The sequence below is a fragment of the Nostoc sp. DedSLP03 genome (assembly GCF_034530815.1).
GTDB lineage: Bacteria > Cyanobacteriota > Cyanobacteriia > Cyanobacteriales > Nostocaceae > Nostoc.
The window spans coordinates 62,382-86,715 of record NZ_JAVRCK010000001.1 but is presented as its reverse complement, the minus strand read 5'-3'; the positions used below and the strand labels follow the sequence as shown (position 1 = coordinate 86,715).

Annotated in this window: 22 protein-coding genes and 1 pseudogene; 6 read left to right on the top strand and 17 right to left on the bottom strand. The window is 41.5% G+C overall.

Annotated features, from left to right (window positions below; genetic code table 11):
* Nucleotides 1–50: 50 nt before the first annotated feature.
* Both RM368_RS00380 and RM368_RS00375 read right to left on the bottom strand, forming a co-directional pair.
* Nucleotides 51–1,727 carry an alpha/beta hydrolase gene (locus tag RM368_RS00380; protein WP_322692199.1) on the bottom strand — a complete coding sequence of 559 codons (1,677 nt, stop codon included), beginning with the start codon at nt 1,725–1,727 and terminating at the stop codon, nt 51–53.
* A 371-nt stretch (nt 1,728–2,098) separates the two neighbouring features.
* Complete coding sequence (locus tag RM368_RS00375; RefSeq protein WP_322692198.1) at nt 2,099–2,593, bottom strand: quercetin 2,3-dioxygenase; 495 nt, start codon at nt 2,591–2,593, stop codon at nt 2,099–2,101.
* 487 nt (nt 2,594–3,080) lie between these two features.
* Here RM368_RS00375 and RM368_RS00370 point away from each other — a divergent pair, with 487 nt between their 5' ends.
* Nucleotides 3,081–3,464: a GFA family protein gene (locus RM368_RS00370; protein ID WP_322692326.1), complete on the top strand. Its 384-nt coding sequence runs from the start codon at nt 3,081–3,083 to the stop codon at nt 3,462–3,464.
* Nucleotides 3,461–3,607, top strand: coding sequence for a hypothetical protein (locus tag RM368_RS00365; protein ID WP_322692197.1), 147 nt, complete (start codon nt 3,461–3,463; stop codon nt 3,605–3,607). Before RM368_RS00370 ends, RM368_RS00365 begins: the two co-directional genes overlap by 4 nt.
* A gap of 6 nt (nt 3,608–3,613) precedes the next feature.
* Here RM368_RS00365 and RM368_RS00360 read toward each other — a convergent pair whose 3' ends face one another.
* The 11 genes and pseudogenes from RM368_RS00360 to RM368_RS00310 form a co-directional block, all read right to left on the bottom strand.
* A complete protein-coding gene (locus tag RM368_RS00360; RefSeq protein WP_322692196.1) occupies nt 3,614–4,033 on the bottom strand; it encodes a hypothetical protein in 420 nt (139 codons plus the stop codon).
* A 75-nt stretch (nt 4,034–4,108) separates the two neighbouring features.
* Nucleotides 4,109–5,662, bottom strand: coding sequence for a GTP-binding protein (locus RM368_RS00355; protein WP_322692195.1), 1,554 nt, complete (start codon nt 5,660–5,662; stop codon nt 4,109–4,111).
* Nucleotides 5,663–5,863: 201 nt separating this feature from the next.
* Nucleotides 5,864–8,800, bottom strand: coding sequence for an NHLP bacteriocin export ABC transporter permease/ATPase subunit (locus RM368_RS00350; protein WP_416212201.1), 2,937 nt, complete (start codon nt 8,798–8,800; stop codon nt 5,864–5,866).
* A 135-nt stretch (nt 8,801–8,935) separates the two neighbouring features.
* A pseudogene (locus RM368_RS00345) lies at nt 8,936–11,179 on the bottom strand (NHLP family bacteriocin export ABC transporter peptidase/permease/ATPase subunit); the annotation flags it as partial.
* A 787-nt stretch (nt 11,180–11,966) separates the two neighbouring features.
* Complete coding sequence (locus tag RM368_RS00340; protein WP_322692194.1) at nt 11,967–12,197, bottom strand: hypothetical protein; 231 nt, start codon at nt 12,195–12,197, stop codon at nt 11,967–11,969.
* Nucleotides 12,198–12,351: 154 nt separating this feature from the next.
* Nucleotides 12,352–13,791: an NHLP bacteriocin system secretion protein gene (locus tag RM368_RS00335; protein WP_322692193.1), complete on the bottom strand. Its 1,440-nt coding sequence runs from the start codon at nt 13,789–13,791 to the stop codon at nt 12,352–12,354.
* A 680-nt stretch (nt 13,792–14,471) separates the two neighbouring features.
* On the bottom strand, nt 14,472–14,732 hold the full coding sequence (locus tag RM368_RS00330) for a hypothetical protein (protein WP_322692192.1): 261 nt from the start codon (nt 14,730–14,732) through the stop codon (nt 14,472–14,474).
* Between the two features lie 92 nt (nt 14,733–14,824).
* Complete coding sequence (locus RM368_RS00325; RefSeq protein ID WP_322692191.1) at nt 14,825–15,082, bottom strand: hypothetical protein; 258 nt, start codon at nt 15,080–15,082, stop codon at nt 14,825–14,827.
* A 92-nt stretch (nt 15,083–15,174) separates the two neighbouring features.
* Nucleotides 15,175–15,432, bottom strand: a complete 258-nt coding sequence (locus tag RM368_RS00320) for a hypothetical protein (RefSeq protein ID WP_322692191.1) — start codon at nt 15,430–15,432, stop codon at nt 15,175–15,177.
* Nucleotides 15,433–16,126: 694 nt separating this feature from the next.
* A complete protein-coding gene (locus RM368_RS00315; protein ID WP_322692190.1) occupies nt 16,127–16,417 on the bottom strand; it encodes a hypothetical protein in 291 nt (96 codons plus the stop codon).
* Between the two features lie 726 nt (nt 16,418–17,143).
* Nucleotides 17,144–17,317, bottom strand: a complete 174-nt coding sequence (locus tag RM368_RS00310; RefSeq protein ID WP_322692189.1) for a hypothetical protein — start codon at nt 17,315–17,317, stop codon at nt 17,144–17,146.
* Between the two features lie 517 nt (nt 17,318–17,834).
* Here RM368_RS00310 and RM368_RS00305 point away from each other — a divergent pair.
* The 3 genes from RM368_RS00305 (at nt 17,835) to RM368_RS00295 (ending at nt 21,074) form a co-directional block, all read left to right on the top strand.
* Nucleotides 17,835–19,271: a carotenoid oxygenase family protein gene (locus RM368_RS00305; RefSeq protein ID WP_322692188.1), complete on the top strand. Its 1,437-nt coding sequence runs from the start codon at nt 17,835–17,837 to the stop codon at nt 19,269–19,271.
* A 244-nt stretch (nt 19,272–19,515) separates the two neighbouring features.
* Nucleotides 19,516–19,998, top strand: coding sequence for a hypothetical protein (locus RM368_RS00300; RefSeq protein WP_322692187.1), 483 nt, complete (start codon nt 19,516–19,518; stop codon nt 19,996–19,998).
* Nucleotides 19,999–20,216: 218 nt separating this feature from the next.
* Nucleotides 20,217–21,074 (top strand): lysophospholipid acyltransferase family protein, encoded by an 858-nt coding sequence (locus RM368_RS00295; protein ID WP_322692186.1) that lies wholly within the window; start codon nt 20,217–20,219, stop codon nt 21,072–21,074.
* Between the two features lie 68 nt (nt 21,075–21,142).
* On the opposite strand, the gene RM368_RS00290 is transcribed toward RM368_RS00295, so the two are convergent.
* From RM368_RS00290 to RM368_RS00275, 4 genes are all read right to left on the bottom strand, one after another.
* Nucleotides 21,143–21,403, bottom strand: coding sequence for a MoaD/ThiS family protein (locus RM368_RS00290; protein ID WP_322692185.1), 261 nt, complete (start codon nt 21,401–21,403; stop codon nt 21,143–21,145).
* A gap of 161 nt (nt 21,404–21,564) precedes the next feature.
* Nucleotides 21,565–21,855, bottom strand: coding sequence for an Asp-tRNA(Asn)/Glu-tRNA(Gln) amidotransferase subunit GatC (gatC, locus tag RM368_RS00285; RefSeq protein WP_322692184.1), 291 nt, complete (start codon nt 21,853–21,855; stop codon nt 21,565–21,567).
* 138 nt (nt 21,856–21,993) lie between these two features.
* Complete coding sequence (locus RM368_RS00280; protein WP_322692183.1) at nt 21,994–22,515, bottom strand: photosystem I assembly protein Ycf3; 522 nt, start codon at nt 22,513–22,515, stop codon at nt 21,994–21,996.
* Nucleotides 22,516–22,621: 106 nt separating this feature from the next.
* Nucleotides 22,622–23,323 carry an SOS response-associated peptidase gene (locus RM368_RS00275; RefSeq protein ID WP_322692324.1) on the bottom strand — a complete coding sequence of 234 codons (702 nt, stop codon included), beginning with the start codon at nt 23,321–23,323 and terminating at the stop codon, nt 22,622–22,624.
* A 198-nt stretch (nt 23,324–23,521) separates the two neighbouring features.
* Between RM368_RS00275 and RM368_RS00270 the strand changes: the two genes are divergently transcribed.
* A complete protein-coding gene (locus tag RM368_RS00270; protein ID WP_322692182.1) occupies nt 23,522–24,133 on the top strand; it encodes a glutathione S-transferase family protein in 612 nt (203 codons plus the stop codon).
* Nucleotides 24,134–24,334: the final 201 nt, after the last annotated feature.

The following is a 24,334-nucleotide window of genomic DNA, read 5'->3' as shown; positions in this document are numbered from 1 at the left end:
CCTTTACCCTTTACCCTTTAACCTTTCCCCTTGATTTAGAAATCTCTTGTCTAATCTTGAGTTTTTTGTTGATATATTTGCGGCGCAAGAATCACTTGAATTTGCTTTTCATGGCATTTTTGAGAAAAAATACTAATTTGCTCGGACTCACTTCCTTCAATTGATAAAGATTGCAAAAATCCTTGAAATCCTAAAAAAGCTAATTCATAAATAGCTTTCTGACTAAAAACACCTTCAAAATAGCCCGTGTGGGTATCAACACCTTGAGGATCTGTATTCTTAAAAGACTTCCGAATAAATGCCAAGGTGAGGAAAATATAATTCCCAAAATTTATCGCTGGCTTTTGGATGGCAGAACTAACTAATCCGATCTGCTTCATCCGGTCATCTTTATAATCTGTACAGTCAAAATATGTAAATAAATCTGCGGGTTGTACCAACTCTTCTGACATTTCAGTTATCTCTTCAAGTTTTCTATGTTCGTTACTAGAAGAACGAATTTCTAAATATTTATAAGGATTATCAAGTCTGTAACCTTTGCCATAGTCTTGTTTGTGTAAATTAACAACTCCATATCTGGGTGTGTGACCCACTGAATCATTTTTATTGTTGAAATGTTTAACTGTGATATTACCAAGCCTGTATCCACTAATACGAGTTCGCGCTGGGAAACTAAAATAATTTGCGGCAGTAGAGGTAAATCGTAACGCTAGGTCTCCTTCATTACAAAATATATAAGCTTCTTCACAACGACGTAAAGAAGAACGAAGAAAATTAGCACGTCCTGCTAAGATACTTTCTACAGGAATATCAGGTGCAACTAATACAAGTCTGCCTAATCGAAATACATTACCAATATCCGAATTCGGTTTTTTATTAATAGATTTAACATCAAAAACATCAGAGAGAATCCGAATTACATCTGTAACTACAAAACACCCCATGCTATGACTAATAAAAGATAATTTAATCCGCTTATTTGGGAGAAGTTTTGTTGTGTAATCCAACTGTCTGATCAATTCCACCAAATCTGTCGTTCCATAATTAGTTGCTCTGTAAATATCACGAAAGTAAGTAGATATTCTGAGAATAATTAGTGTAAAAATAATTGAAGATACAATCCCAGATAAAATTAATATTGCTGTGAAAAAGTGGACAGCACTATTACTCAAAATATTTAGGAATAATAAAGCTATGGTAGACAATATACTAATTGTTAGTCCCAAAGCTAAATTAATAGCTAGTAAAGTTGGTAGAGAAGAAAGTGCGTTGATTAGTTTTTGTTTAAAGGAACCAGACTCATCCGTTTTTATAGGATTTTCTGATGGCCATCTGTATCCGATAAAAATATACTTATTTGATTGTTCAATATGCGTATTAACATATTCATAAATCTTTTTGCACCCGCTCTCTGTATCCGATGGTGTAGAACTATATCCATGAATATTGATAATTATTTCTGGGTCGGGGCTTGATTGCAAACTTTGAGAAATTTTCTCAATCATGTGTTGGGTTGAAGGTTCAGCTTCTCCATCATTGAGATTAAAAAACTTTTTATTCGCAACTGATGAGAAATACCTATGAGAATTGTCTTCTTCTGTCTCAACGTTCAGTTTCGCAGTACTAACTACTAAATAACCAGGTATTTTTTCTTGATTAGTTTTTTTAAATTCGTAAATTTTATACGGTTGATTGTCTGGCAGACTCTGATTATCAGGATAAGTCATTAGGTCTATTTCCTTTGACAATTTATATTCAGTATATCGCGATCGCTTTTTGGTAATATAAGAATCATATTTGATTTTTGAACAAAATTAAGTATTGTAGTGGCGTGGCAAGGCTAAATTTGTGCATTAACAAACTCTTGTGGGATGGGCTTCTAGCCCGTCCTAATTGGCGGGCATCTTGCCCGCTCCACAAGAAAATTTATTGCAACATTTTAGTCTTGACACACTACTACGTATCTTTTCAGAAATCAAATACTAGTCCTATATCGGGTCAGCCTGCATAAATACTGAGTTCACTCAGTACTTATATGAGTGATTTATAAGCAAATAATCCTTAAAACTGAAAAATTTTTGTGATTAAAATTCCAATTTTATAGAGAATTCTCCGTTTCAGGAAGGACAATTGTAATTCCATATTTTGGAGCAGTTGCTAATATCCTGTCAATCACTTCTTGAGTTATAGGTAACGGTGGAACTGATGAATTCTCTACTTTAGTTCCGACTTGTGCAAAAAACTTTTCTATTCCACCTGGAGTAGCCCAAATCAGCATTTTAGCTGGTGCAGAACCAATATTTTTAAAACTATGGAGTTGACCTATAGGAGAATGCAAGAATGTTCCGGGAGTTGCTAGAACTGTTTGTTCATCAAGATAAAACTCAATCGAACCTTCAAGAATGTAGAATGCTTCGTCTTCTCGACTATGAATATGTGGCGGCGGGCCTAGTTGGGGTGCAAGTACTACTTCAAACAGTGCATACTTGCCATCTGTTTGTTCGCTCGTAGCTTTAAAGGTAGCTACATCGCCTGCTACTGAATAACTATCACCATCACCTAGTTGTGATAATATCCCATGATTAATTGTCATTTTCATTATCTCCTGAGTTTCATGACAAACAGATTGCCATGCTTGCACAAATCACTAAAACACAGCCTAGCTATGATTCAAAAGCCCAGTAATTAAGCTCCAATGTGCTACCCACTATTATTTTCCGAAAAGTAATTAGGATAATTATTTCATGCTAAAACTGATATTTACCGAAGGCTTCTATCTAAAGAATTAGTTGTTTTCTGCCTATGGTTGCCTAACGAGTATCAAAAAATTCCCCGTCTATTTGCTGCAAAATACTCCCCAATTTTGGTCAAGATTTGCGATAACACTATTCGATTGCATATTGCTTGCTCTTCCCTTTTTTGTATTTGCAGATAATCCATAAAATATTATTGTTAGTTATGAATGGAACATAAATAGATAACGGAGGCGGCAGATCGTGAACGACTGGAATTTGCCCTGGGAAGGTGGATGCCGTTGCGGACAGATACGGTTTCAGGTGAGTGCCCCGCCTCTGCTGACAATGGCTTGCCACTGCACGGGTTGTCAGCGAATGACCGCCAGCGCTTTTTCTTTAAGCGCCGCGATCCCAAGCGTTGGGTTCTCAGTACTGAAAGGTCAGCCGACCATTGGCGGTTTGCACGGCGCGACCCGCCATTACTTCTGCCCGCACTGCATGAGTTGGATGTTTACTCGCCCGGAAGGAATAGACGAGTTCGTTAACCTTCGCGCAACGATGCTGGACGATGCGTCATGGTTAACGCCTTTCATCGAAACTTGGACGAGGGAAAAGCTGCTATGGGCGATGACCGCTGCGGTTCATAGCTTCGAGACTCTGCCCAATTACGAAGACTATGCTTTCCTGATAGAAGAATACGCCAAGCAAGCGTCGAAACCTGCACGATGACGAACCGTTTTGGAACGGATTTACGGCTGGCTCTCGGTGCGATCGCTCACAAAACCGCTCCCCCAAAGACTAGTGGCGAATACTTCGGTCATCAACTCAAACGGTTGCAGTCAGGCTTGGGGGATTTTAGCCACAAAAGTTAATAAACTTTAGCGTTGAACTGAAGCTTGCTTTAGCGGGGTTCCATTCCAAGAGAAAGTAGGTTCGCCCTCGCAATAGCTCCATCTTGCTTCCCAGGGCATGGGAAAATTAGGAACCAGAAAGCGGATTGAAAATCGTCCCCAGGTGTTGCTCAACTTGCCTGACCCATCTTCTCGTGACGTGTCACATTTGACATTGGAGTTACCAACCCAATAGCCATGATAAATTCCACGATTGCTGGATACTCCAGCTAGCCCTTCAATGAAGATAGTTCCTCCTGGATAAGTCCATATAGCAGTTTTACCGCGATCGCTTTGATAGACCACCCTGCCATAGCCGCTATTCCACACTTCATCTGCAAGCGCAATTTTTGGCACAGCAGCCAAAACAAATACTGCACTGACAATTACTAGTTGCTGAAGCTTCATTGTACTCCTGATTTCTAGTAAGCGTATAACACTATACACAGATGATATCGTTTATGGTCATAAAACTAACAATATTTAGCTATTGACTTCTTCATCATGTTCAATCACCTCAGATTTATCTTGTAATGGCTTCACTACCCGTGCGATCGCTTCTTGAATAAAAGCTTTAATAAATTCATCTCGGCGATTAATTTGAAACTGTTTCTGCACAACTTCCGTCATTCCCCCATCACCCCAATCTTGATCGTGACGAAAATATTCAATAAAACTTTTACCAGCAATTCGCGTTAAATAAGCTGCTGTCACGCCTTGAATTGCCCTACCAACCAGAAAGGTAGCAACATTGAGTTGCAAGGCTGTAGATAATAATTGAATTGCTCCTTTAACAATGCCCAAACTGGCGATGGTTTTCGCTAAAGAAAGAGCTAATTCTCGTCCCCGTTCCATATTCAATTCACAGCCATACACTCTGCCAATTTCTACAACCATTTGAGCGTTAACTGCGGCTGTGGCTAATAAATCTACAACTGGTATCGGCGTAACTGACACCACACCAGCGCCAATCCATTGAAACCGTTCTACGATTTTGTCAGCTTGACGGCGACGCTGGCCATCAATGAGTTTTCGCGCTTCATCTCCCAATCGCAGAGATTGCAAAAGAATATTATCCGCCACCAAATCTTCCCCCTCGGCACGCAAAACAGCAGCCGTGCGCCGTAGCAAAGGAACAATATCCGGTTCCGGTTGGAAGGTTTCGCCAGTTTCTAGTTGTGCAGGTTGGGGATTGGCAGCGATCGCTACCACATCATTAGTAGCAATAAATCCCCGTACGCGTTGACGCAATCTCGCAAGGATGGATTCTTTATCTTCATCTGTATATAAATCAGTTTTGTTGAGAACTAAAAGCGATCGCTTGCCAATTTCTGCTAACCCCCGCAACGGCTCATATTCTGAGCGTCGTAAGTCATTATCTACCACAAACAACAGTAAATCTGCTTCTGTCGCCAGTTCTCGCGCCATCTGTTCCCGTTCCGTTCCTGCCACTCCTGCTTCTAAAATCCCCGGCGTATCTGTAATTAAAATCTTGCGTTCTAATCCCTTCAACCGCAGACAATAGGTTTCTCCAACCTGAGTTGTACCCATCGGTGCATTTACTTGACCGACCATACGTCCCATAATCGCATTAACTAGAGAAGTTTTGCCAGCACTCCCCGTACCAAATACCACTACTTGAATTTCACCCCGTGCGAGGTTGGCTTCAATCTCTCGCGATCGACTTAATAAAGCTTGGCGTGTGACTTCATCTTGAATTTGCGCTACCTGTTGCCGCACAGCCTGGAGAGTTGTAGAAGCTGCATCAGATTTGCCAGCCGGAATTTGGGCCGCAGTCGCTCGCTTTGGGTTGCGACGCGATCGCTTTTCTCCAGATTGAATCACCAGTACATAATAAACAAAAGCAGCAACCAAGGCTCCAATCAGGAGAATTAGCAGCAACAACAGTAAATTGCCTAGCAACGGCGAATAGGATAATTGCCAATAGAGGCGTGACAGGGAATCAATTAGCCATAGGGCTAGCCCCAAAATGACGATCAGACCGACAATCAGCGTTACTAGGCGTGACAGAGGCATGGCTGGGAAGGTTTAGTAAGTATTCAGTAGGCAGATGCTTCTAATCTTAATAGTTTCAGCATTTTTTACCAGAGTAAGGGACTTCCTTATATTCGTGTCCGGTTAAAGACTTATTATTGAGAGCGCAGGGAGCAGGGGGAGAAAGAGTTTTCAGGTTTTTACACAAATGCAGGAATCATAGCTAATCAGCCGGATTTGGTATTAAAGCAACTGTTGCATCATGAGTTGTGCAAATAGCCCTGATTGATTTCCTAGTTCAACAAAACTACCCTGCTGCACTACTTTGCCATTTGCAAGTACGTAAATTCGGTCAGCGTTTTGAATAGTACTGAGGCGATGGGCGATCGCAACCCTAGTTACCTTCAGCTGTTGTAAACTTTCACTGACAATTGCTTGGGTTCTGTTATCTAAAGCGCTAGTCGCCTCATCGAATAGCAAAATCCGGGGTTTCAACACCAACGCCCTAGCAATCAACAGCCGTTGTCGTTGTCCGCCAGAAAGATTACTACCTCCCTCACTGACGATTGTATGCATCTGCATCGGCATTGCTGCAACATCATCTGCTAAACCTGCCATCTGGGCTGCTTGCCAAGCTTCGTCCATCGTCACCAAGGCACCACTGGCAATATTCTCGAAAATAGAAGCTGACATCAACCGACTATTTTGGAGTACCACACCCAATTGACGGCGTACAGCATGGACATCCAAAGAAGTTAAGTCTTGCTCGTCGTAGTAAATTGTGCCAGATTTCGGTAATTCAAACCCCAACAGTAACCTCAATAAAGTTGATTTACCGCTGCCAGAAGGCCCAACAATGGCAATAAATTCTCCTGGTTCAGCACGAATGCTGACATCATCTAACGTCAAGGGACCATCGTCACGATAGCGGAAAGTTACCCGATCTACAACTAATTTGCCCGATAACCTACCCGGATCTGCTTGAGCGGAACTAATTTCCGGTTCAGCTTGCAAAATTGGTTGGGCCCGTTGCCACAAGGGTAAAACTTGCAAAACTTCCACAACTGTGCTGCTTAAGCTAGTGGCTCCGTTAATAAACGTGCCAAAAGCAACGTTGAATGCTAAGAAAGTGCCAGTGGATAAACCACCTCCTCCAGGAGTTTGGGATTGCCCAATTAAGCTAGTAGCAAACCAGAAGAGGGCAGCAGTGGTTAACACAGGTAATACTTGATTGATTACCGCGAGGCTATCTTCAATGCCTTGGGTACTCAGCATTAATTTTAGTTGATGCGTATACTGTTTACCCCAGTAGGCGAAGGCGCGGGTTTCAGCTTTGGCGATTCGGAGTTTGGCAACTCCATTAATTAATTGCACCATCACGCCAAAAATTTGTCCTTGTAGCTCTAGTAATGGGCGAACTTTACGGACAATAAGACTACCAGAGATGATAGTGACGGCAATATTTACCAGTGCCACTGCACAAGCTATGAGAGCTAAGGAAACATTGTAGTAAAATAACAATCCCAGATTCAATAAGGAAAACAAACTGGAGAAGATTGTTTTTAAGACTGTGTTACCCAGTCGCTGGCGGATTTGAGTAATAGCCGTGACTCTAGAATCCAAGTCACCAACTGAGAAAGAGCGAAAAAAGGAAGCCTTCAAGTTTAACAATCGATCCCACACTGCGGCTTGGGTAGAGGAATCGGCAAAAGTTTCCAACCTAATGGTGGCAAACCCAACGGCTAGCTGAAATAGCGTTCCACCAAAGGCAGCAGCCACCAAAGCAAGAGCAATTTGGCTCAACAAGCCTCGATTAGCATCTGGGATGGCTTTGTCGATCAGGATAGCTGTAGCTTGAGGTGTCAGCATTCCTAACAGGCTAACGCTTATTCCCATTACTACAACTATAATTACTTCTTTGTAATGTCCTTGGAGGGCAAACTGAAGTAAATCAAAAGTTTTCAGCTTTTTATCAGGTAAAGGTCGATAAAATGCGTAGGCAGTCTTAGCTAAAACTGCTGCTATCTGAGCATCGACAGAGATCGGCGTTCGTTCCCCAGGAACGTAGAGTTTGTAATGTGTATCAGACACTGGTAATAGTGCCACTGGCCGTTTATCTGCAAGTGTAAATGCCAACATCGGCCCGCAATCCTTTTGCCACCAACTGTCCCGTAACTGAATCCGTCGTAAGCGGATACGCGAAGCACGAGCGATCGCTTCTACAGGATCTTGGATTCGATTAGAATCTTCTGAGGCAGCTGGCGGATGAATCTTAATTCCCAATGCTCGTCCCACAGCACCAGCAGCAATTAGTAAGGCTTGGTTTGGGTCAGTTGCATCAAGATTACTACTGAATCCGAAACTATTATCTAGCCCGTCTGATTTTGGCTGTGGCAATACAGATGCTAATTCTGCTAACGTCTCTTGCATCACTTGGCTCTCAAGACGTTCTCTGGCTTGAAATCTCAGTAATTCGGCATCCATCTCTTGCCGTTGCAGCAGATTAATGCAGTGGAGGAAGTAAGTTTGTAGTTGGGACAAACCACCTAACAAGAAATTGATATCTGCGATTTGGGCGGTGTTAACACTTTTCAACTCCACAGTGTTATCTGCTTGTAACCACATATTTTCAGCCAAAGGCAACATTCCAGAGGCAGAAGTTAAGGCCAGTTCCTCAAACCCCATCCATCTAGCACGCCCTTGGAGAATTTGCACCCACGATATTTGATGCGGCTGGAAGATTTGGTCTTCGACTAAGGAGAACTGGCGGGTTTTTGGCAGCGATGTTGGTATAGTTGGCGTAGCGATCCCAGCAAGTACCGAACCTAATTGGTAAATCCAGCGTTCTATCAGAGTTACTACTTCTTTATTAGCGTCAGCAAACAACTGGTTAAAGTCTGCTCTGGATACTTTGAGAATTTCTGTCTCCTCAAGTGACACTGCTAAAACCTCTTGCTGCTTGCCCTCTAAACTTGGTGCGATCGCAAACATCGCCTGTCCAGCTGTGCTACTAAATAAATAGCGACGAGTGCCTTCAGGAATGCCATTATTAACTGCGATCGCAAATAGCGCCAAGTAACCAGATTTCACTAGCCAAATTGTTTCCGGGTCATCTAGCAGTAGCGATTCATTGCATTGAAAACGATAGTGTTGTCCTTTGAGATTTGCAAAGGATAACAGAGATGAAGGAGACACAGGGGACAAGGAAGTAATTTCTTCCCCTGCCTCCCCTGCCTCCCCTGCTCCTCTGCTCCCACTTCGGCTACGCTCAGTGACCACCTGCTCCCCTGCTCCCTGCTCCCCTGCCTCCTCTGCTCCCTCACTGCGAATTAATTGTAAGTACGGCCCTTGAACTTGTTGTAATTGTGCATGGCTTCCCCGTTGGACTATCTTGCCGCGATCGAGGACAATAATTTCATCACAATCTCGGATAGTCGAGAGTCGATGCGCGACGATGATGCAAGTGCAACCGCGCAACCGCAGATTACGACTGACATTCTTTTCTGTTTCGGCATCCAGGGCGCTGGTGGCTTCATCCACGATCAGGATACTGGGATTATTCACCAAAGCACGGGCAATTTCTAGCCGTTGTCGCTGACCACCACTCAAATTAGTAGCACCTTCTAAAAGGTCAGCATGATAGCCTCCAGGTAGTGAAAGGATTACATCGTGAAGCACTGCGTCTTGACAAGCTCGGACAAGATGACTCTCAGGTATGGTAGTATCCCAAAGCGTCAAGTTGTCTCTGACGCTGCCAGCAAATAACAAAATCTCTTGTTCTACGACAGAAATAGAATTGGCTAGTATCTGGCGAGAAATTTGCTCTCTAGGTTTGCCGTCAAATCGAATTTCTCCCTGCCACGGTTCGTACAGCCCACATAAAAGTTTGGCAACAGTAGACTTACCAGAACCACTCCCACCCACCAAGGCAACTCGCTGTCCCGGCTGGAGCGAGAGACTAAAATTTTCAATTAGCGGCGGGGCAATTTGACTATAGCCAAATGTCACATTGCGTAATTCAACATACCCCTGGAGTTTGGGAAGAGGGTAGGGAGATAAGAGAGACAAGGAGGTAATTTCTTCCCCTGCTTCCCCTGCTCCCCCTGCTCCCCCTGCCTCCCCTGCCTCCCCTGCTCCCACTTCGGCTACGCTCAGTGACCACCTGCCCCCCTGCTCCCTGCTCCCTGCCCCCCTGCCTCTTTCCTGCAACTGTCGGTCAATGGGGTTACGCAAGACATCATCAAGGCGAGTCAGATTACCTTCCATCTCTTGAAGTTCGCTTCCCAGGCTGATGAGATTACTGACTGGGGCGAAAAACCTTTGCATCATGCCAAGAAAGGCTATTAACATACCGATGCTCAAGGCTCCATCCATGACTCGCAAACCGCCTACAGCTAAAAGCAGCATGGAAGCGATCGCTGACAGAAAAGATGGTAAAACACCTATTGTCTGGTTTGTTTCTTCTAATTCCTGGTGGGTGTTGATCGCTTTGGCATAATGACCCGCCCAGCGAGAGAAGAAATCTGACTCTAATCCAGATGCTTTTAGCGTCTCCATACTCTGAAGACCAGAAATTTCGACGCCGCGAACTTTTCCCTCTTCTTGGATGAGTTTGATATTGGCATCTGTGCGCCGCCTTCTCACCCACTGTAAGGCGGCAAGGTTGATCGCGACAAAGGCGATCGCAATTAAAGTTAGTACAACATCATATTGCAGCATCACTACTACATATATAAATACTGATACTGTTGCGATCGCAGTAGTCGCTAATTCACCAGAAAGCATATTGGCGATGCTGTCGTTGAGTTGTATGCGGCTACTGATTTCTCCGGCATACCGCTGATCGTAAAAACTAATGGGTAGGCGTAAAATGTGCCACAGATACCGACTCTCCATACCCACGGACAACTTAATTTTCATTTGACGCAAAAACTGCAACTGTAGCAGCGTCAAAAATCCACTGAGTCCGGCTGTAAAGATCATGCCTAAAATTAGGGGACGCAACCACTCATACCGATGCTCAATCAATATGTTGTCTACAAATACCTGGGAAAATGCAGGTATGGCCAGTCCCGGAATTACTAACAAAAATCCTGCCAGCACGCAGTAAAGTAATGCGCCAATGGAGCCTTGCAACCGCGACCATAAAGCTAAGATTGTGCTAGGCTTGCGTCCTCCGCGTTGAAACTCTAAACCAGGCTCTAGAACTAGCACTACACCTGTGTAAGCGCCGCTGAATTCTTCTAAGGAGACGATGCGCCGTCCAGTAGCAGGATCGTTGAGATAAACTCGCTGTTTGCCGATTCCTTCTACTACTAAAAAATGGTTAAAGTTCCAAAATACAATGTAAGGAAATTTTAACTGCGACAAGCCAGCTAAGTTGGTTTTAAAGCTTTTAGCGTTGAGTCGATAATTTCTGGCAGCCTTCAAGATATTTAAGGCACTAACTCCATCCCGCGAGACACCGCACGCTTGCCTCAGTTCTGTTAGTGGGACAATGCGATTGTAATAACCCAGAATAATACCCAAAGCAGCAGCGCCGCATTCTACTACCTCCATTTGCAGCAGAGTAGGGGTGTGACACCGCTTGTTTTTAGGCGTTGGCTTTACCCACCGCAGGCATCGCTCTAATATATTTTGCAGATTTCTTTGCAGATTTTGCCAGAACATAAAAATATTTTTTAAAATTTGGACTTTGGCTTAATTTATTAGACCTCTTGCAAAAGTCTCTAACACCCCTCCCCGCAAGCGGGGCTACGGTGTACACACAAGTCTTATAGAGTTGCCCCAGAGCCTTTTGATCCCCCCAACCCCCCTTAAAAAGGGGGGCAAAAGTCTCTTAAAGTCCCCTTTTTTAAGGGGGATTTAGGGGGATCTCCAACGATTTTGGGTCTGTACAGAGATGTGTGTACACCGTAGGCAAGCGGGGAGGGGAGACAAAGCGTAGCTTTGGCGGGGTGGGGTTCTTTCTTATTTTTGATTTATGCAAGAGGTCTATTGATATAAAAGTTACTTTCAATACGGTTCGGATAAGCATTTTGAACTAAGAATTGGTTTGGGGAAAAGGTTAAAGGGTAAGGGTTAAAGGTTTTTTCTTTCCCTTTTCCCCTTCGCCTTTCCCCTTTAACCGAACCGTATTGAAGTTACTTTTGGTTGGCGCAAAGAAGTAGCCAGCACTTAGACACTTTTCGGTTTCTCTACGAGACGCTGCGCGTTAGCGGAGCTTTCGCTTTAGCGATACACTCAAGGCAAGAAGCTACTTCTCTGCTCGGCGTTATCTTCATTGCTTTGAGGCTTTAGATACATCCCTGTTCCCAGTTCCGTTCTGAAGTCTTGATTGTATTGATTAAGCCAAATTAATAAGCAAAATGCCTGAATGCTTTCTCATTTCGGTAGATTCAGCAAACAAAAAGGCATATTGCTTTCTCATTTTGCTTAAATGCTTTCTCATTTCGGTAGATTCAGCAAGCAAAAAGGCATATTGCTTTCTCATTTTGCTTAAATGCTTTCTCATTTCGGTAGATTCAGCAAGCAAAAAGGCATATTGCTTTCTCATTTCAGTAGATCGCGTATTCATTTTGATGTTTTCTGCAAATAATTAGATACATTGCTTTCCCAGTACGCCAGAATGCATTCTCCTTTAAGTGATTTCGCACTTTAATACAGCATCAAGGTTGATTCAATAGGTAAAATTTTCAATAATTTCTTTTACATTCCCCTAGTCCCCAATATTACGAAATGCCACTCCAGGATCTTAGAATCGGCAGCACAAAAGTAATCGGGGCGCGTTCTTCCACGGTCACTTGTACTGAGGTAGTAGTTCCAGAAGTGACTTTCATCTGTGGCCCTTGAGAAGAAGACCATTTGTAGGCGCTGAAGGTGGAATTGTCTGGTTGCAGTCGCGCAGTAATTAGCATCTGTGGCCCTTGTGACATCAAAGCTTCCACGAATTCAGAATTGCCGACTACACTTAATGCACCTTCTTTAGTCACAGGAAAAGCTGAGACATCTGTGACAGCACCGATGATGCCACCAAAGCGTTCGCGTTGCACTGTACTAGGTGTAACTTGTAACTTCATCCCTGGTTGAATTTGCTTGCCATCGCCAACAGGAAAAAATGCCACACTCACAGGTTGAGCCAATCGCTTTTGTGCGGCGATCGCTCCTATGGGTGTACCCTGTAAAACAACCTGTCCGGGACTTGCGGAGATTTCTAAAATTCGTCCAGAGTAACTGCTCTTGACTAAGCTGTTGCTTGATAGTTGCAGTGCTAATTGCACAATATTCCGCTGAACTTCCTGGATTTCTTTTTTGCGGTTGGTTACAGCTTCTAAGTCTTGTTGCGCCGCAGTCGCTTCTTTGCTATCTAGTTGTTTTAATTGCGCTTGCAAATCTTTAATTGAGTTCAAATTCTCTAGGTATTGTCGTTGGGCATCTGCTTCTTTGACATCTAGTTGCTTGAGTTGCGATTCGGCTTCATTAATTTGGGTAACAGCATTTAAGTAATCTTGCTGTGACTGTAAGACTGTATCGCCAGAAATTGCTCCCTCTTGTAATAGCTGCTGGCGGTTGGTCAATCTCTGTTTGAAGGTAGGTAAGAGATCCCGCAGTGCTTGTAAGCTTTGGGTTTGATTGGCGCGATCGCGTTGAATCGAATTTAGCCCTTTCTCTCTTAAAATCGGGGTGAGTTTCTGTACCGCCTGGAGGTTTTGCTGCAAAGATTGGCGTTGCTGTTTCATCGCTTCTTTGTCTGCGTTTTGCCGCTGCACTTGCACTAAGTTAGCAGCGCTATCTTCTGTTTGTAGTTGCCCTAATTTCGAGCGGACTAGTTGTAGCTGTTTCATCAGTTCGCTTTGGTCTAGTGTCGCCAGCACATCTCCTCTATTTACAAAGTCGCCAACTCGGACGTTGATTGTTCGCAATTTACCTGCGATCGGTGACTGGAATGAGGTAATTGTGCTGGGATAGACTATTATGCCAGTACCCGTTACTGTAATTGGAATTCGACCTAAAAAACTCCAAGTTAGCCCTGTTACCACCAAGGAACCAACAGCAACTAGAGGTAGCCACTTTTTCGGGCTGACTACCTGCATAATTTGATCTAGTTCTTCAGGCGAAGAAGCACGCTCTAAAGCTTCTTTGCGAAATAGGTCGCTTTTTTGATTAATCACTATAAATTATCCCAATTTGCATTGCATTCAGAAGGAATTGGGTATTAGGCTGACAACTGAATAAAAAATTACCTTCTGTCTTCAGCGGAAGGCGGATATGTTTTGTTTGCTTTGGCATACTAATATTCAGATGCAAAAATCAACCTACCATCTGATGAAAGGTCGAAAGCTGAGAAAATCAAATTTTTTATTTTTAAATTTTGCGATTTTGCGTAGACGAGAGTAACTTCTGTTAAAGTAACGATTTTGTAATTTTTATATGAAAACATTGACGGGTGGGTAAGAAGTAAGGGATAATAATGATTGGTCGCTTACCTTTTGACCTTTCGTTATTATCCGGCTTACACCCGCCAATGTTCGTGTAACGTTGTAAAGGGTTGTGATGCCAATAATAGCCAGACCACTATGTTATAAGATGTCTGTAGCTTATTCGTAAGGGTCGTTTGTAGTCCTTTGTCAGTTGTTCGTAGCAATTGGCAAAGGATTACTGTTTAATAACTGTCCTAACGAAATAATGCATAGCTTTCATGCTTACTAGCTTAGTGCTGTTTTGATTTGTATCATCGTTACAAATCATGATATAGAAATTTTTGGCAATACAAACACTGTTAAAGTGACTTTTGGTTGAGGTGGTAACTCAACATGAGCGTACTATGGAGATAAACTAGTATTTATTAATACTAGAAGCGCACGCGGTCTCTGCTATTATCAATCCCTTGATTTGATTTTTGAATAACCTTAGCATCTCCTCCACCAATTGCTATTGCAACACCAACTTGATTGGATACTTGTACGTTTCCACCTTTGGCTTTAACGTCAATTTTAGCCTTGGTATCGATATCTACACTTCCGCGTCCACCGCCGACAATTCCACTGATTTCTTCATCAGCTAATTCGGTCATAACTGCGAGTGTTTCTTGTTCAAGTGTTACAACTGACATAAAAATTCCTTCCTTGTACAAAATGGTTTTGGAACAGTGAAATAGTAACTCAACATGAGCGTGCTATGGAGATAACCTAGTACTTATTAGTATTAGAAGTACACACGGTCTCTGCTGTTATCAATCTCTTGATTTGAATTTTGATAAACCTTAGCATCTCCTCCACCAATTGCTGATGCGTTACCAACTTGATTGGATACTTGTACGTTCTTACCTTTGGCATTAACGCCAACATTGGTTCTGTTATCGATATCTATACCGCGTCCACCGCCGACAATTCCACTGATTTCTTCATCAGCTAATTCGGTCATAACTGCGAGTGTTTCTTGTTCAAGTGTTACAACTGACATAAAAATTCCTTCCTTGTACAAAATGGTTTTGGAACAGTGAAATAGTAACTCAACATGAGCGTGCTATGGAGATAACCTAGTACTTATTAGTATTAGAAGTACACACGGTCTCTGCTGTTATCAATCTCTTGATTTGAATTTTGATAAACCTTAGCATCTCCTCCACCAATTGCTGATGCGTTACCAACTTGATTGGATACTTGTACGTTCTTACCTTTGGCATTAACGCCAACATTGGTTCTGTTATCGATATCTATACCGCGTCCACCGCCGACAATTCCACTGATTTCTTCATCAGCTAATTCGGTCATAACTGCGAGTGTTTCTTGTTCAAGTGTTACAACTGACATAAAAATTCCTTCCTTGTACAAAATGGTTTTGGAATAGTGAAATGTTTCTTTTCCTTAACCAAATAATAAAAATCTTTAGACATTAAAATAATAAATATCTGAGGATTTTTATTATCAAATTTGTTTTTTGCAGCACATTAAATTAGTGTGCGTAACAACATTTGTTTTTGGTTTGTTTGGTAATTTCACTATGTTTAAACAATACAGTTTTTTGAAAGAATTTTATATAAAGAAATGATGAAGTTATTAAATAGTTTTTTAAAGATTAATATTTTAAGAAATATCAAACATCGGCATTTATTCAAGTTAATAAAGGTAGGATAAGCCGATGGTATATCTAAAAATAATTTTGCTAAAAGTTACTATAGGTATTACAAAATCTTGCCGAATAAGCAACGGTTGACATATTAAGTTATTCATAAAAATAATATCCCCAACTTCTAAAGAAGTTGGGGATACGCACCTTTAATTGGGTACATAAAACGTGAGTTGAATTTGAGTTATACCAATTCTGTATGAAGATGCGCCAAGCTATATAAGAAACGAACTGCATAGACGCAAAGGGGCTTTCTACAGGGTAGGATGCATACTCCTACAAATAAGCAAGCTACGCGCAGCATCTCGTCAGAAAAGTACACAAAGGAAGAAAGAAAATTTGACGCAACCTCACAAATAAATGGTATTACTGTGAATGCTAAATGGCTGAAGTCACTGTTGAATCTATTGTTTGTGCAACTCCATTTATTAGTGTGAATCTTCTTCTTGTGCGTGTTCTTTGCTTAGTTTTCGTATTCACAATATCCTGATTGGAGTCTTGAACAACAGCATCATTTCCATCAGTTGAAGTCGCATTTATCTGTGATGAAAAATCTAAAACAATACTAATACCTCCCACTATTCCTTTTAATTCGCCATCTATCAGTTCCTCGACAATAACTTTTCGATTACAGGTGGATTGAAAACTCACTTGATTGATAGTAGTCATAAATTTCTCCAGAAGTATGCAGACATGTTGTGTCTGAGATGTATTTACAAATAGCAGCTTATTTAATAATTTGTCAACAGATTATAAAAAATATCTTACTTTTCCCAACTAACTTACTTTTCTCATTTTTTAATTTTCACTTCTCTAATTTTTTCTAGTTTTATTACTAATATTTCTAGAATACACAAGCTTCATATTACGATTTTTCATCAAAAAAGATTGTCGTCTAGTATTTACCATCCGACAAACGTGAATTATCAAATAAAAGCTGTAAAAACATTTGTTCGATGTTTGCCAAACTACTGCTAATGTTGGCAGCATCACGCATCTTTATTACGGCACAAAACCGCTAAAATCTCAAATCTTCAATCTCAATTCAAACTTTTGGTACAAATAGGTTCTTTATAAACACAGAAGTTACATGAGAAAATTCAGAAGTCAGAATATTCTGACTTCTGGCTACAGTAACAAACAATGAGGAGTGTACAATTGGTGTTATACTAAATATGGTTTGAGCGACAAAGAAGGTGAATTTGTAGTATTTTTTTGGTCAAAAAACTTTTATAAAAATTACAACCTTTACAGGCTAACATTTTTATATTATCTGCTTCCTTGACTTTATTTACTTCTCAAAAATCACCTTTAGTTGTTTTATGATATTAATTCGCTCAAATTCACCTCATGTATTAGAAATGACATTTCTTAAACTTTACTTTCGTCGAATTACTATCCAACAAAATTCTGGAGAGATACGCCCAAGTCTGAGACTAAACCGGCCACTTTTCCGAATAGCCCGTCAAACAATCCTCCTCCCACTACTCCGTCTAATTCTTCCTCATTAATTTCTTCCAAAATGATTTCTTGATTGTTGGGTTGTGTCAAGTTTTTATCGTTAGTCATAATTTTCTCCAGAAAGTGTTTAGTAGGCATTTGTGCCTTGGATGTACTTATAAATATCAATTTTTATAAAAGCTTGTCAACGGTTTTTATAAAACATCCTACTTTTCCTACTTTTCCTGTTTTTCCTACTTTTCCTACTTTTAAAACCCACTTTTCTTACTTTTCTTCCTAGCATTTTCAAGATGTCCAACACCCGATAAAACACATATTCTCATACCAAAGGAAGATGTTTTATATAAAATTTTGCCTGTTTAGTCGATCTGCTTTGAGTTTTTATGTAAAACGGTAGATTTACAAACAAAAGTTTGTACAGTTTATTTACATTGAGCATAGAAAAATAAATATAGCTTATATCAAAAGACTGATTTTTTAGTTTTCAACTAGTAATTTAGTATTGTTTGGCAAAGGATGCAGGGGAGGAATTTTGTCAAGTGCTAAATCATCCCGCTTTCTCTGCAATGCCAAAAATTGCAACAATGTCAGAATCGGTCTAGATCAATTCTGGCAATATTTGAATATGCAGACTATTACCAAAAAGTCAATAAATAAATCTTGGGCTGGTGCGATCGCAGAACCAGCAAAAGAATTTCCCCTTACTCAGCTATCAATTATTTCTGGTAAAATTCCAGATGGCTTGCGTGGCACTCTTTACCGCAATGGCCCCGCACGGCTAGAACGCGGTGGTAATCGTGTTGGACACTGGTTTGATGGAGATGGGGCAATTCTCGGCATCCATTTCACAGATGCAGGAGCTAGCGGAGTCTATCGCTATGTGCAAACAGCAGAATATCTAGCTGAAACTCAAGCAGATAGATTTCTTTATGGTGTCTATGGGATGCATCCACCAGGCCCCATCTGGAAGCGCTGGGGTCAACAGATCAAGAATGCAGCGAATACCTCAGTGTTGGCTTTACCCGATAAATTATTGGCTTTATGGGAAGCAAGCAATCCTTATGCCCTTGATTTGCAAACTTTAGAAACGAAGGGATTGGATGATTTAGGCGCTTTGGATAATGGATTACCTTATTCTGCTCATTACAAACGCGATTCCCAAACAGGCGAGATTTTTAACTTTGGAATCAGTATCGGAAGTTCTGTACAACTGAATCTCTACAAAAGCGATGCTACTGGCAAAATTATCCAAAAAACTGCTTTTAAGTTAGATCGCTACTCGATAATGCATGATTTTGTTTTGACTCAAAAGTATCTAGTGTTTTTCATGCCACCAATGCGGATGAAAATGCTGTCACTTTTGTTAGGTTTGACTACCTTTAGTGAATCTCTGTTGTGGGAACCTCAATTAGGAACCCAGGTGTTAATCTTTGACCGAGAAAATTTATCTTTAGTTAGTCGTGGCGAAACCGATCCTTGGTTCAATTGGCATTTTGGCAATGGTTGTGAAGATGAAGACGGTTCCGTGGTTCTAGACATGGTGCGATATGCAGATTTTCACCAAACTGATGAATATCTCAGAGAATTTGCAAGTGGTGAGACGCACACAGTAACTCAAGGAACATTGTGGCAAGTCCGCCTCAATCCTCAAACTGCTAAAGTTATAGAAATGCAGGAAGTTGTCAACCGCAAGTGTGAATTTCCTGTAGTGCAGCGAGCGCAAGTTGGGCAACCTTGGCGCTATACTTACATATCATTAATGCCCCAAAGAGGGGATACAGACAAAGAATGGTTTGGTGCGATCGCCCGCTTCGACTACAAAACTGAAACCCTCACCGAAGCAGACTTAGGAGAAAACCGCTATCCTTCAGAACCCATCTATGCCCAAGATGTCCAAAACTCCGAGCAAGGCTGGGTGCTAACTGTTGTATACGATGCTAATACTCATAGTAGTGAAGTTTGCGTATTTGATAGCGATCGCCTGGATGCAGAACCCGTTTGCAAACTAGGATTACCTAGCGTCATTCCCCACAGTTTCCACGGCACTTGGAACCCAGCTTAACAATTTGGGGAATGAAGCAGGGGAGAAATCAATTCAAAATTCAAAACTTGTACTGAGCTTGTCGAAGTATTCAAAATTCAAACATTTTAGAACTTCTGCCTCCTGCCTCCTCTTTCCCAATGCCCAATACTTCGACTACGCTCAGTACAAGTGTCCAATGCCCAATTCACTCTCATCTTTGATAATTGCTAAGTGTAAAAACGTAGTATCCTACATATTGGTATCTAAAAATAAGTCCAAAATCATGAGGAGAAACCGGATAGCATTACTACTTAGCGGAGTGATTGTCAGCTTTGGACTGTCATCATTGTTAGCTCAAGCACAACAAAAGGTTTCTGATGCTCAAGTTGCGGCAATGGTAGAGGCGCTACGACTAGCTGCACCGCAGACCGGCACCGCAAATGATGGACTTTACAGTGAATGGCAAGTTAAACCAGAAACCTTAAAAGGCTGGTCGAAATATTGTCTTAAACAAGAACTAACACCAACGCAGTTTGAAAATAGTCCCGCAAAAGCACGCCAAGTTGTATCTTGCATCACGCGCCGTGAGTTTAACAAGCAATTTCTTGCCAACAGTAATAATGAAACCGCTGCTGTGCGTGGCGTCGGTTGTTGGTGGATGACTGGCAGCTATACAGGCTGCAACAGTGGATTTACTGCTACATATCTTCAAAAAGTTGTGGGTTTTTACCAGCAGCAGCGTTCAAAACCAAAAACTACTCCATAGACATCACCAAATTAGGGACTTCCAAGTAAAAAAATATTCCATAGCAGAGGGACAAGGAAGACAACGGGGACAAGGGGGACAAGGGGGACAAGGAAGAAAGAAGTCTAGTTGAGTAGACAAATTGGATAATTTATTTTTTGGAGTTCCCTTAATCGCCGCGATGGTTATATCTAAACAAGGGATTGTTTGAACTTTGCTAATGCTGTTAGAATGCCTCAATGTCAAAAAAGCAACATCTATTAAACAAAAAACTCGGTTGGTCTTTGGATGAGCGAGATCCAAAGTTCATAGAATCTCTGATGCCCTTAGTTGGCTTTTTCTATCAGTACTATTTCCAAGTTCAAACTAGTGGCTGGGAGAATATTCCACCCCAGCAAAAAGTTTTGTTTGTTGGCTCGCACAATGGTGGACTCGCAGCCCCAGATATGGTAATGATGATGTACGACTGGTTCCGAAAATTTGGTGTAGAAAAACCAGTTTATGGTTTGATGCATCCCAAAGCTTGGCAGGTTAGCCCACCACTAGCGCAATTAGTCGCCAAAGCTGGAGCAATCATTGCCCATCCAAAAATGGCTTACGCTGCCTTACGCTCTGGAGCGAGTCTGCTAGTTTATCCCGGTGGAGCCGAAGATATCTTCCGACCGAATTATTTACGTAACAAAATTTACTTAGCTGGGCGACAAGGATTTATCAAGTTAGCGTTACGGGAAAATGTGCCAATTGTGCCTGTGATTTCTTGGGGCGCTCACGATACACTCATTGTTATCGCTGACTGCTACAAAGTTGCGCGGCAACTCCACGAATGGGGAATGCCTTGGCTATTAGGTATCGACCCAGAAGTTTTTCCAATCTATCTCGGACTGCCTTGGGGATTAGCAATTGGCCCATTACCCAATATTCCATTACCAGTGCCTATATATACGCGGGTTTGTCCGCCAATTGTATTTGAACGCTACGGTCGTCAAGCAGCTAGCGATCGCTATTATGTCAATAAATGTTATGAATTAGTTGTTAGTCAGATGCAGCAAGAGTTAGACAACTTAATAAAGCTAACTGCTCAGACTAATTCTCTTTGAATAGTTATGAGTTAAAAGTTTTGAATCTTTAATTTATCGCTCCAAACTCCTAACTCCTAACTGTTTTCCTAACCGCCGCTGACTGGCGGAATCAACACAACCTCATCTCCATCTTGCAGTAAGGTATCTGGTTCGACAAATATCAAATTAATTCCAAAACGGGTTATATCGCGCCATTGTGCGAGTTCAGGGTGTTCAGCTATGAGGCGATCGCATACTGCTTTGACTGGCATACTATTAGGAAATTCCAGCACTAATTCCGAAACCCTAAAGGCTTCTTGATAAGCAGCGAACAATTTGACGGTAACGGTGATTACAGATTTAGACATATAACATACTTTGGCAGTACGAGCAAGTGTCGCAGACAAGCCTCTCGTACCATTTTGTATAAGTTAAATTACGCATAGCGTCTCCTTTTGGGAGAAGAGAAGGCTTTACGCTGCGCTATCATCAATCTAAAATTGCAAATCTAAAATTCCAAATTGTTTGACTATTCAGCATTGAGGATTTTTGGTACTTTGAAAAATTCGCCTTCCTGTTCGGGCGCACTGTTGAGAATAGTTTCCCGGTCAGGATAGGGTTGCAATTCATCCTCTCGTGTGATGTTGCTGACATCAATTGCGCGTGTTGTTGGCAGCACATTACTGACATCAAGTTCATTCAATTGTTCGATATAGTCCAGAATACTTCCCAACTGAGTAGTGAATTGTTCCTCTTCTTCTGTAGTCAATTCTAAACGAGCAAGATTGGCTACTTTGTGAACTTGTTCTTGGTCAATCATAATTTGTCATTTGTCACTTGTACTGAGCGACTTGCCTTGAGCGAAGTCGAAAGGAGTCGAAGTATTGGTCATTGGTCATTGGTCATTGGTCATTAGTCATTAGTCCTGAGCAAATGACAAAGAACTAATGACTAATGACTAAAAGAATACGTCAATTTGCGATCGCCCGGTGGTTTTCAGCCAGTTTTGAGCTTCGATGTAGTTATTGGGAGCCATGCGAATAGCACGAATCCAATAGTCTGCTGCTTGGTCAAAAAGTGCTTCGCCAGCCTCGTCATCTCCAGCTTCTTTTTCTTTTTCGCCTTGGTAGTGATAAATTACAGCGATGTTGTTCAAGGCTTGGGGCATACGTGGATTCAACTCAATTGCCTTGTGATATAGTTCTAAAGCCTTGTTGTGGTCGCCATTGCTGGCATAGATTAGCCCCATATTGTAGAGTATATAGCCGCGATCGTTGGTATCTTCCTCTAGTGTTAAAGCTTCTTCATAGTATTCCAATGCCTCAGCATATTCGCCTTCCGCTTGGGCTGACATCCCATCTCGATAATAAACAAACGCTTCTTTAGCTTTTTTGTTAGCTGGCAGGATCTTCAGAATGATATCCGCCATCACAGTAAAGGATTTGTCAATAAAATTATCGTTCTTTTGTGTTCTTGGCATATTTCTCTCTGGGTATTGGGCATTGGGGATTGGGCATGGGGCATTGGGAAAACGCTTTTTATCCCCTTGTCTGCTTGTCTCCCCAATCCCCTAGTTCACTCAATAGTTAATTTAACTGATTTGCGGGGGCGTTCTTCTCACTGAGGGGTACGATACATTCTGAAGTATTATGTCGAGAGTTGTTTACCAAGGTGCTAACTGGATATGCAATCATTGCTGGCGCTGGATAAGGACGCAATAGCTGCTGTAGGGTTTGGGGCGTTTCTACTAGGGAATCTAGCCATAAATCGTAATCTTGTGGCTCCAGAATTACTGGCATCCGTTCGTGGATGGGTTGAAGTAATTCATTAGCTGCCGTTGTCAAAATTGTACAAGAAATTATTTCTTCGTTAGCAGGCGATCGCCATCTTTCCCACAAACCTGCAAAACCGAAGGGTTGCCCATCTTGGAGACGAAAATAAAATGGCTGCTTCTTACCTTGTTGGCGTTGCCACTCATAAAAGCCATCAGCTAGCACTAAACAGCGTCGGTGCTTAAAAGCCGAACGAAAAGCAGGTTTTTCAGCAACAGTTTCTGCCCTAGCATTAATCAGCTTTGCCCCCATTCCTGCATCTTTCGCCCATGACGGAATTAATCCCCAATGCAACTGCTTAAATTCTCGCTTTTTGTTGTCGGGATTTTGTAACACTGTCGCCACCATTTGCGTAGGCGCAATGTTATATTCTGCTGCCAAATCGGGAACTGACTCGACATGGAAAACTTCAGACAATCCTGCTGCCGAATAGTTTAGAGTAAATCTTCCACACATAGTTTTCTTTTCGACCATTAACTAAATTAAACATCTCAAACTAGAAATAAATAATATTTTTTTTATTTTCTCGAATAATTTCTTGTAGTACGTTCAGATACTAAATACAAAAAAAATATCCGGTTTTGGGAAAATCTTTTGGTAAGATATTGTATTTTGAACCTTCACTTCTCAACACATTCCTAACTGTATTTTAACATGGAACTACTGCATCTGTACGATTTTTTACCTTCTGGTCATGGTTATAAGATACGTCTTTTATTGACACAACTAGGTATGCCTTTTGAGAGGATAGAGCTTAACATCTTGAAAGGCGAGACTCGAACCCCAGAATTTTTAAGTAAAAATCCTAACGGTAAGATACCTGTCCTGGAAATCGAGCCAGGGAAATATTTGGCAGAATCAAATGCCATATTGGTTTATCTGAGTGAAGGTACAGAGTTTTTACCTTATGACCGTTTTTTACGAGCGCAGGTGCTGCAATGGTTATGTTTTGAACAATATAGCCATGAGCCTTTTATTGCTACATCAAGATTTTGGATTTCTATTTTAGGTAAAACTGAAGAATATAGTGAAGCTATCAAACAAAAACGCGAACCAGGCTATGCAGCACTTAACTTGATGGATAAACACTTAACTTCTCAAGATTTTTTTGTCGGAGAACGTTATTCGATTGCTGATATCGCTTTGTTCGCCTATACTCATGTAGCTGATGAAGGTGGGTTTGATTTAACACAATATCCTGCTATCCAAGCTTGGATAGAAAGAGTCAAAAATCAACCAAGGTATATCAGTATTACAGAGGCATGAATCAATTCAAAATTCAAAATTCAAAATTCAAAATTAAATATAGCCACCCACAATTAGAGCTGATTCGTAAAGAAAATCTTAAGGATACCCAACTCATTGCTGGGCATGACTTTCAGACAATTAACGCTTGATTGACTCAAATTCCTGAAACCCTTACGAGACAAAGACTTTACTCTAGTTTACAAATTAGCTCTTATTGTT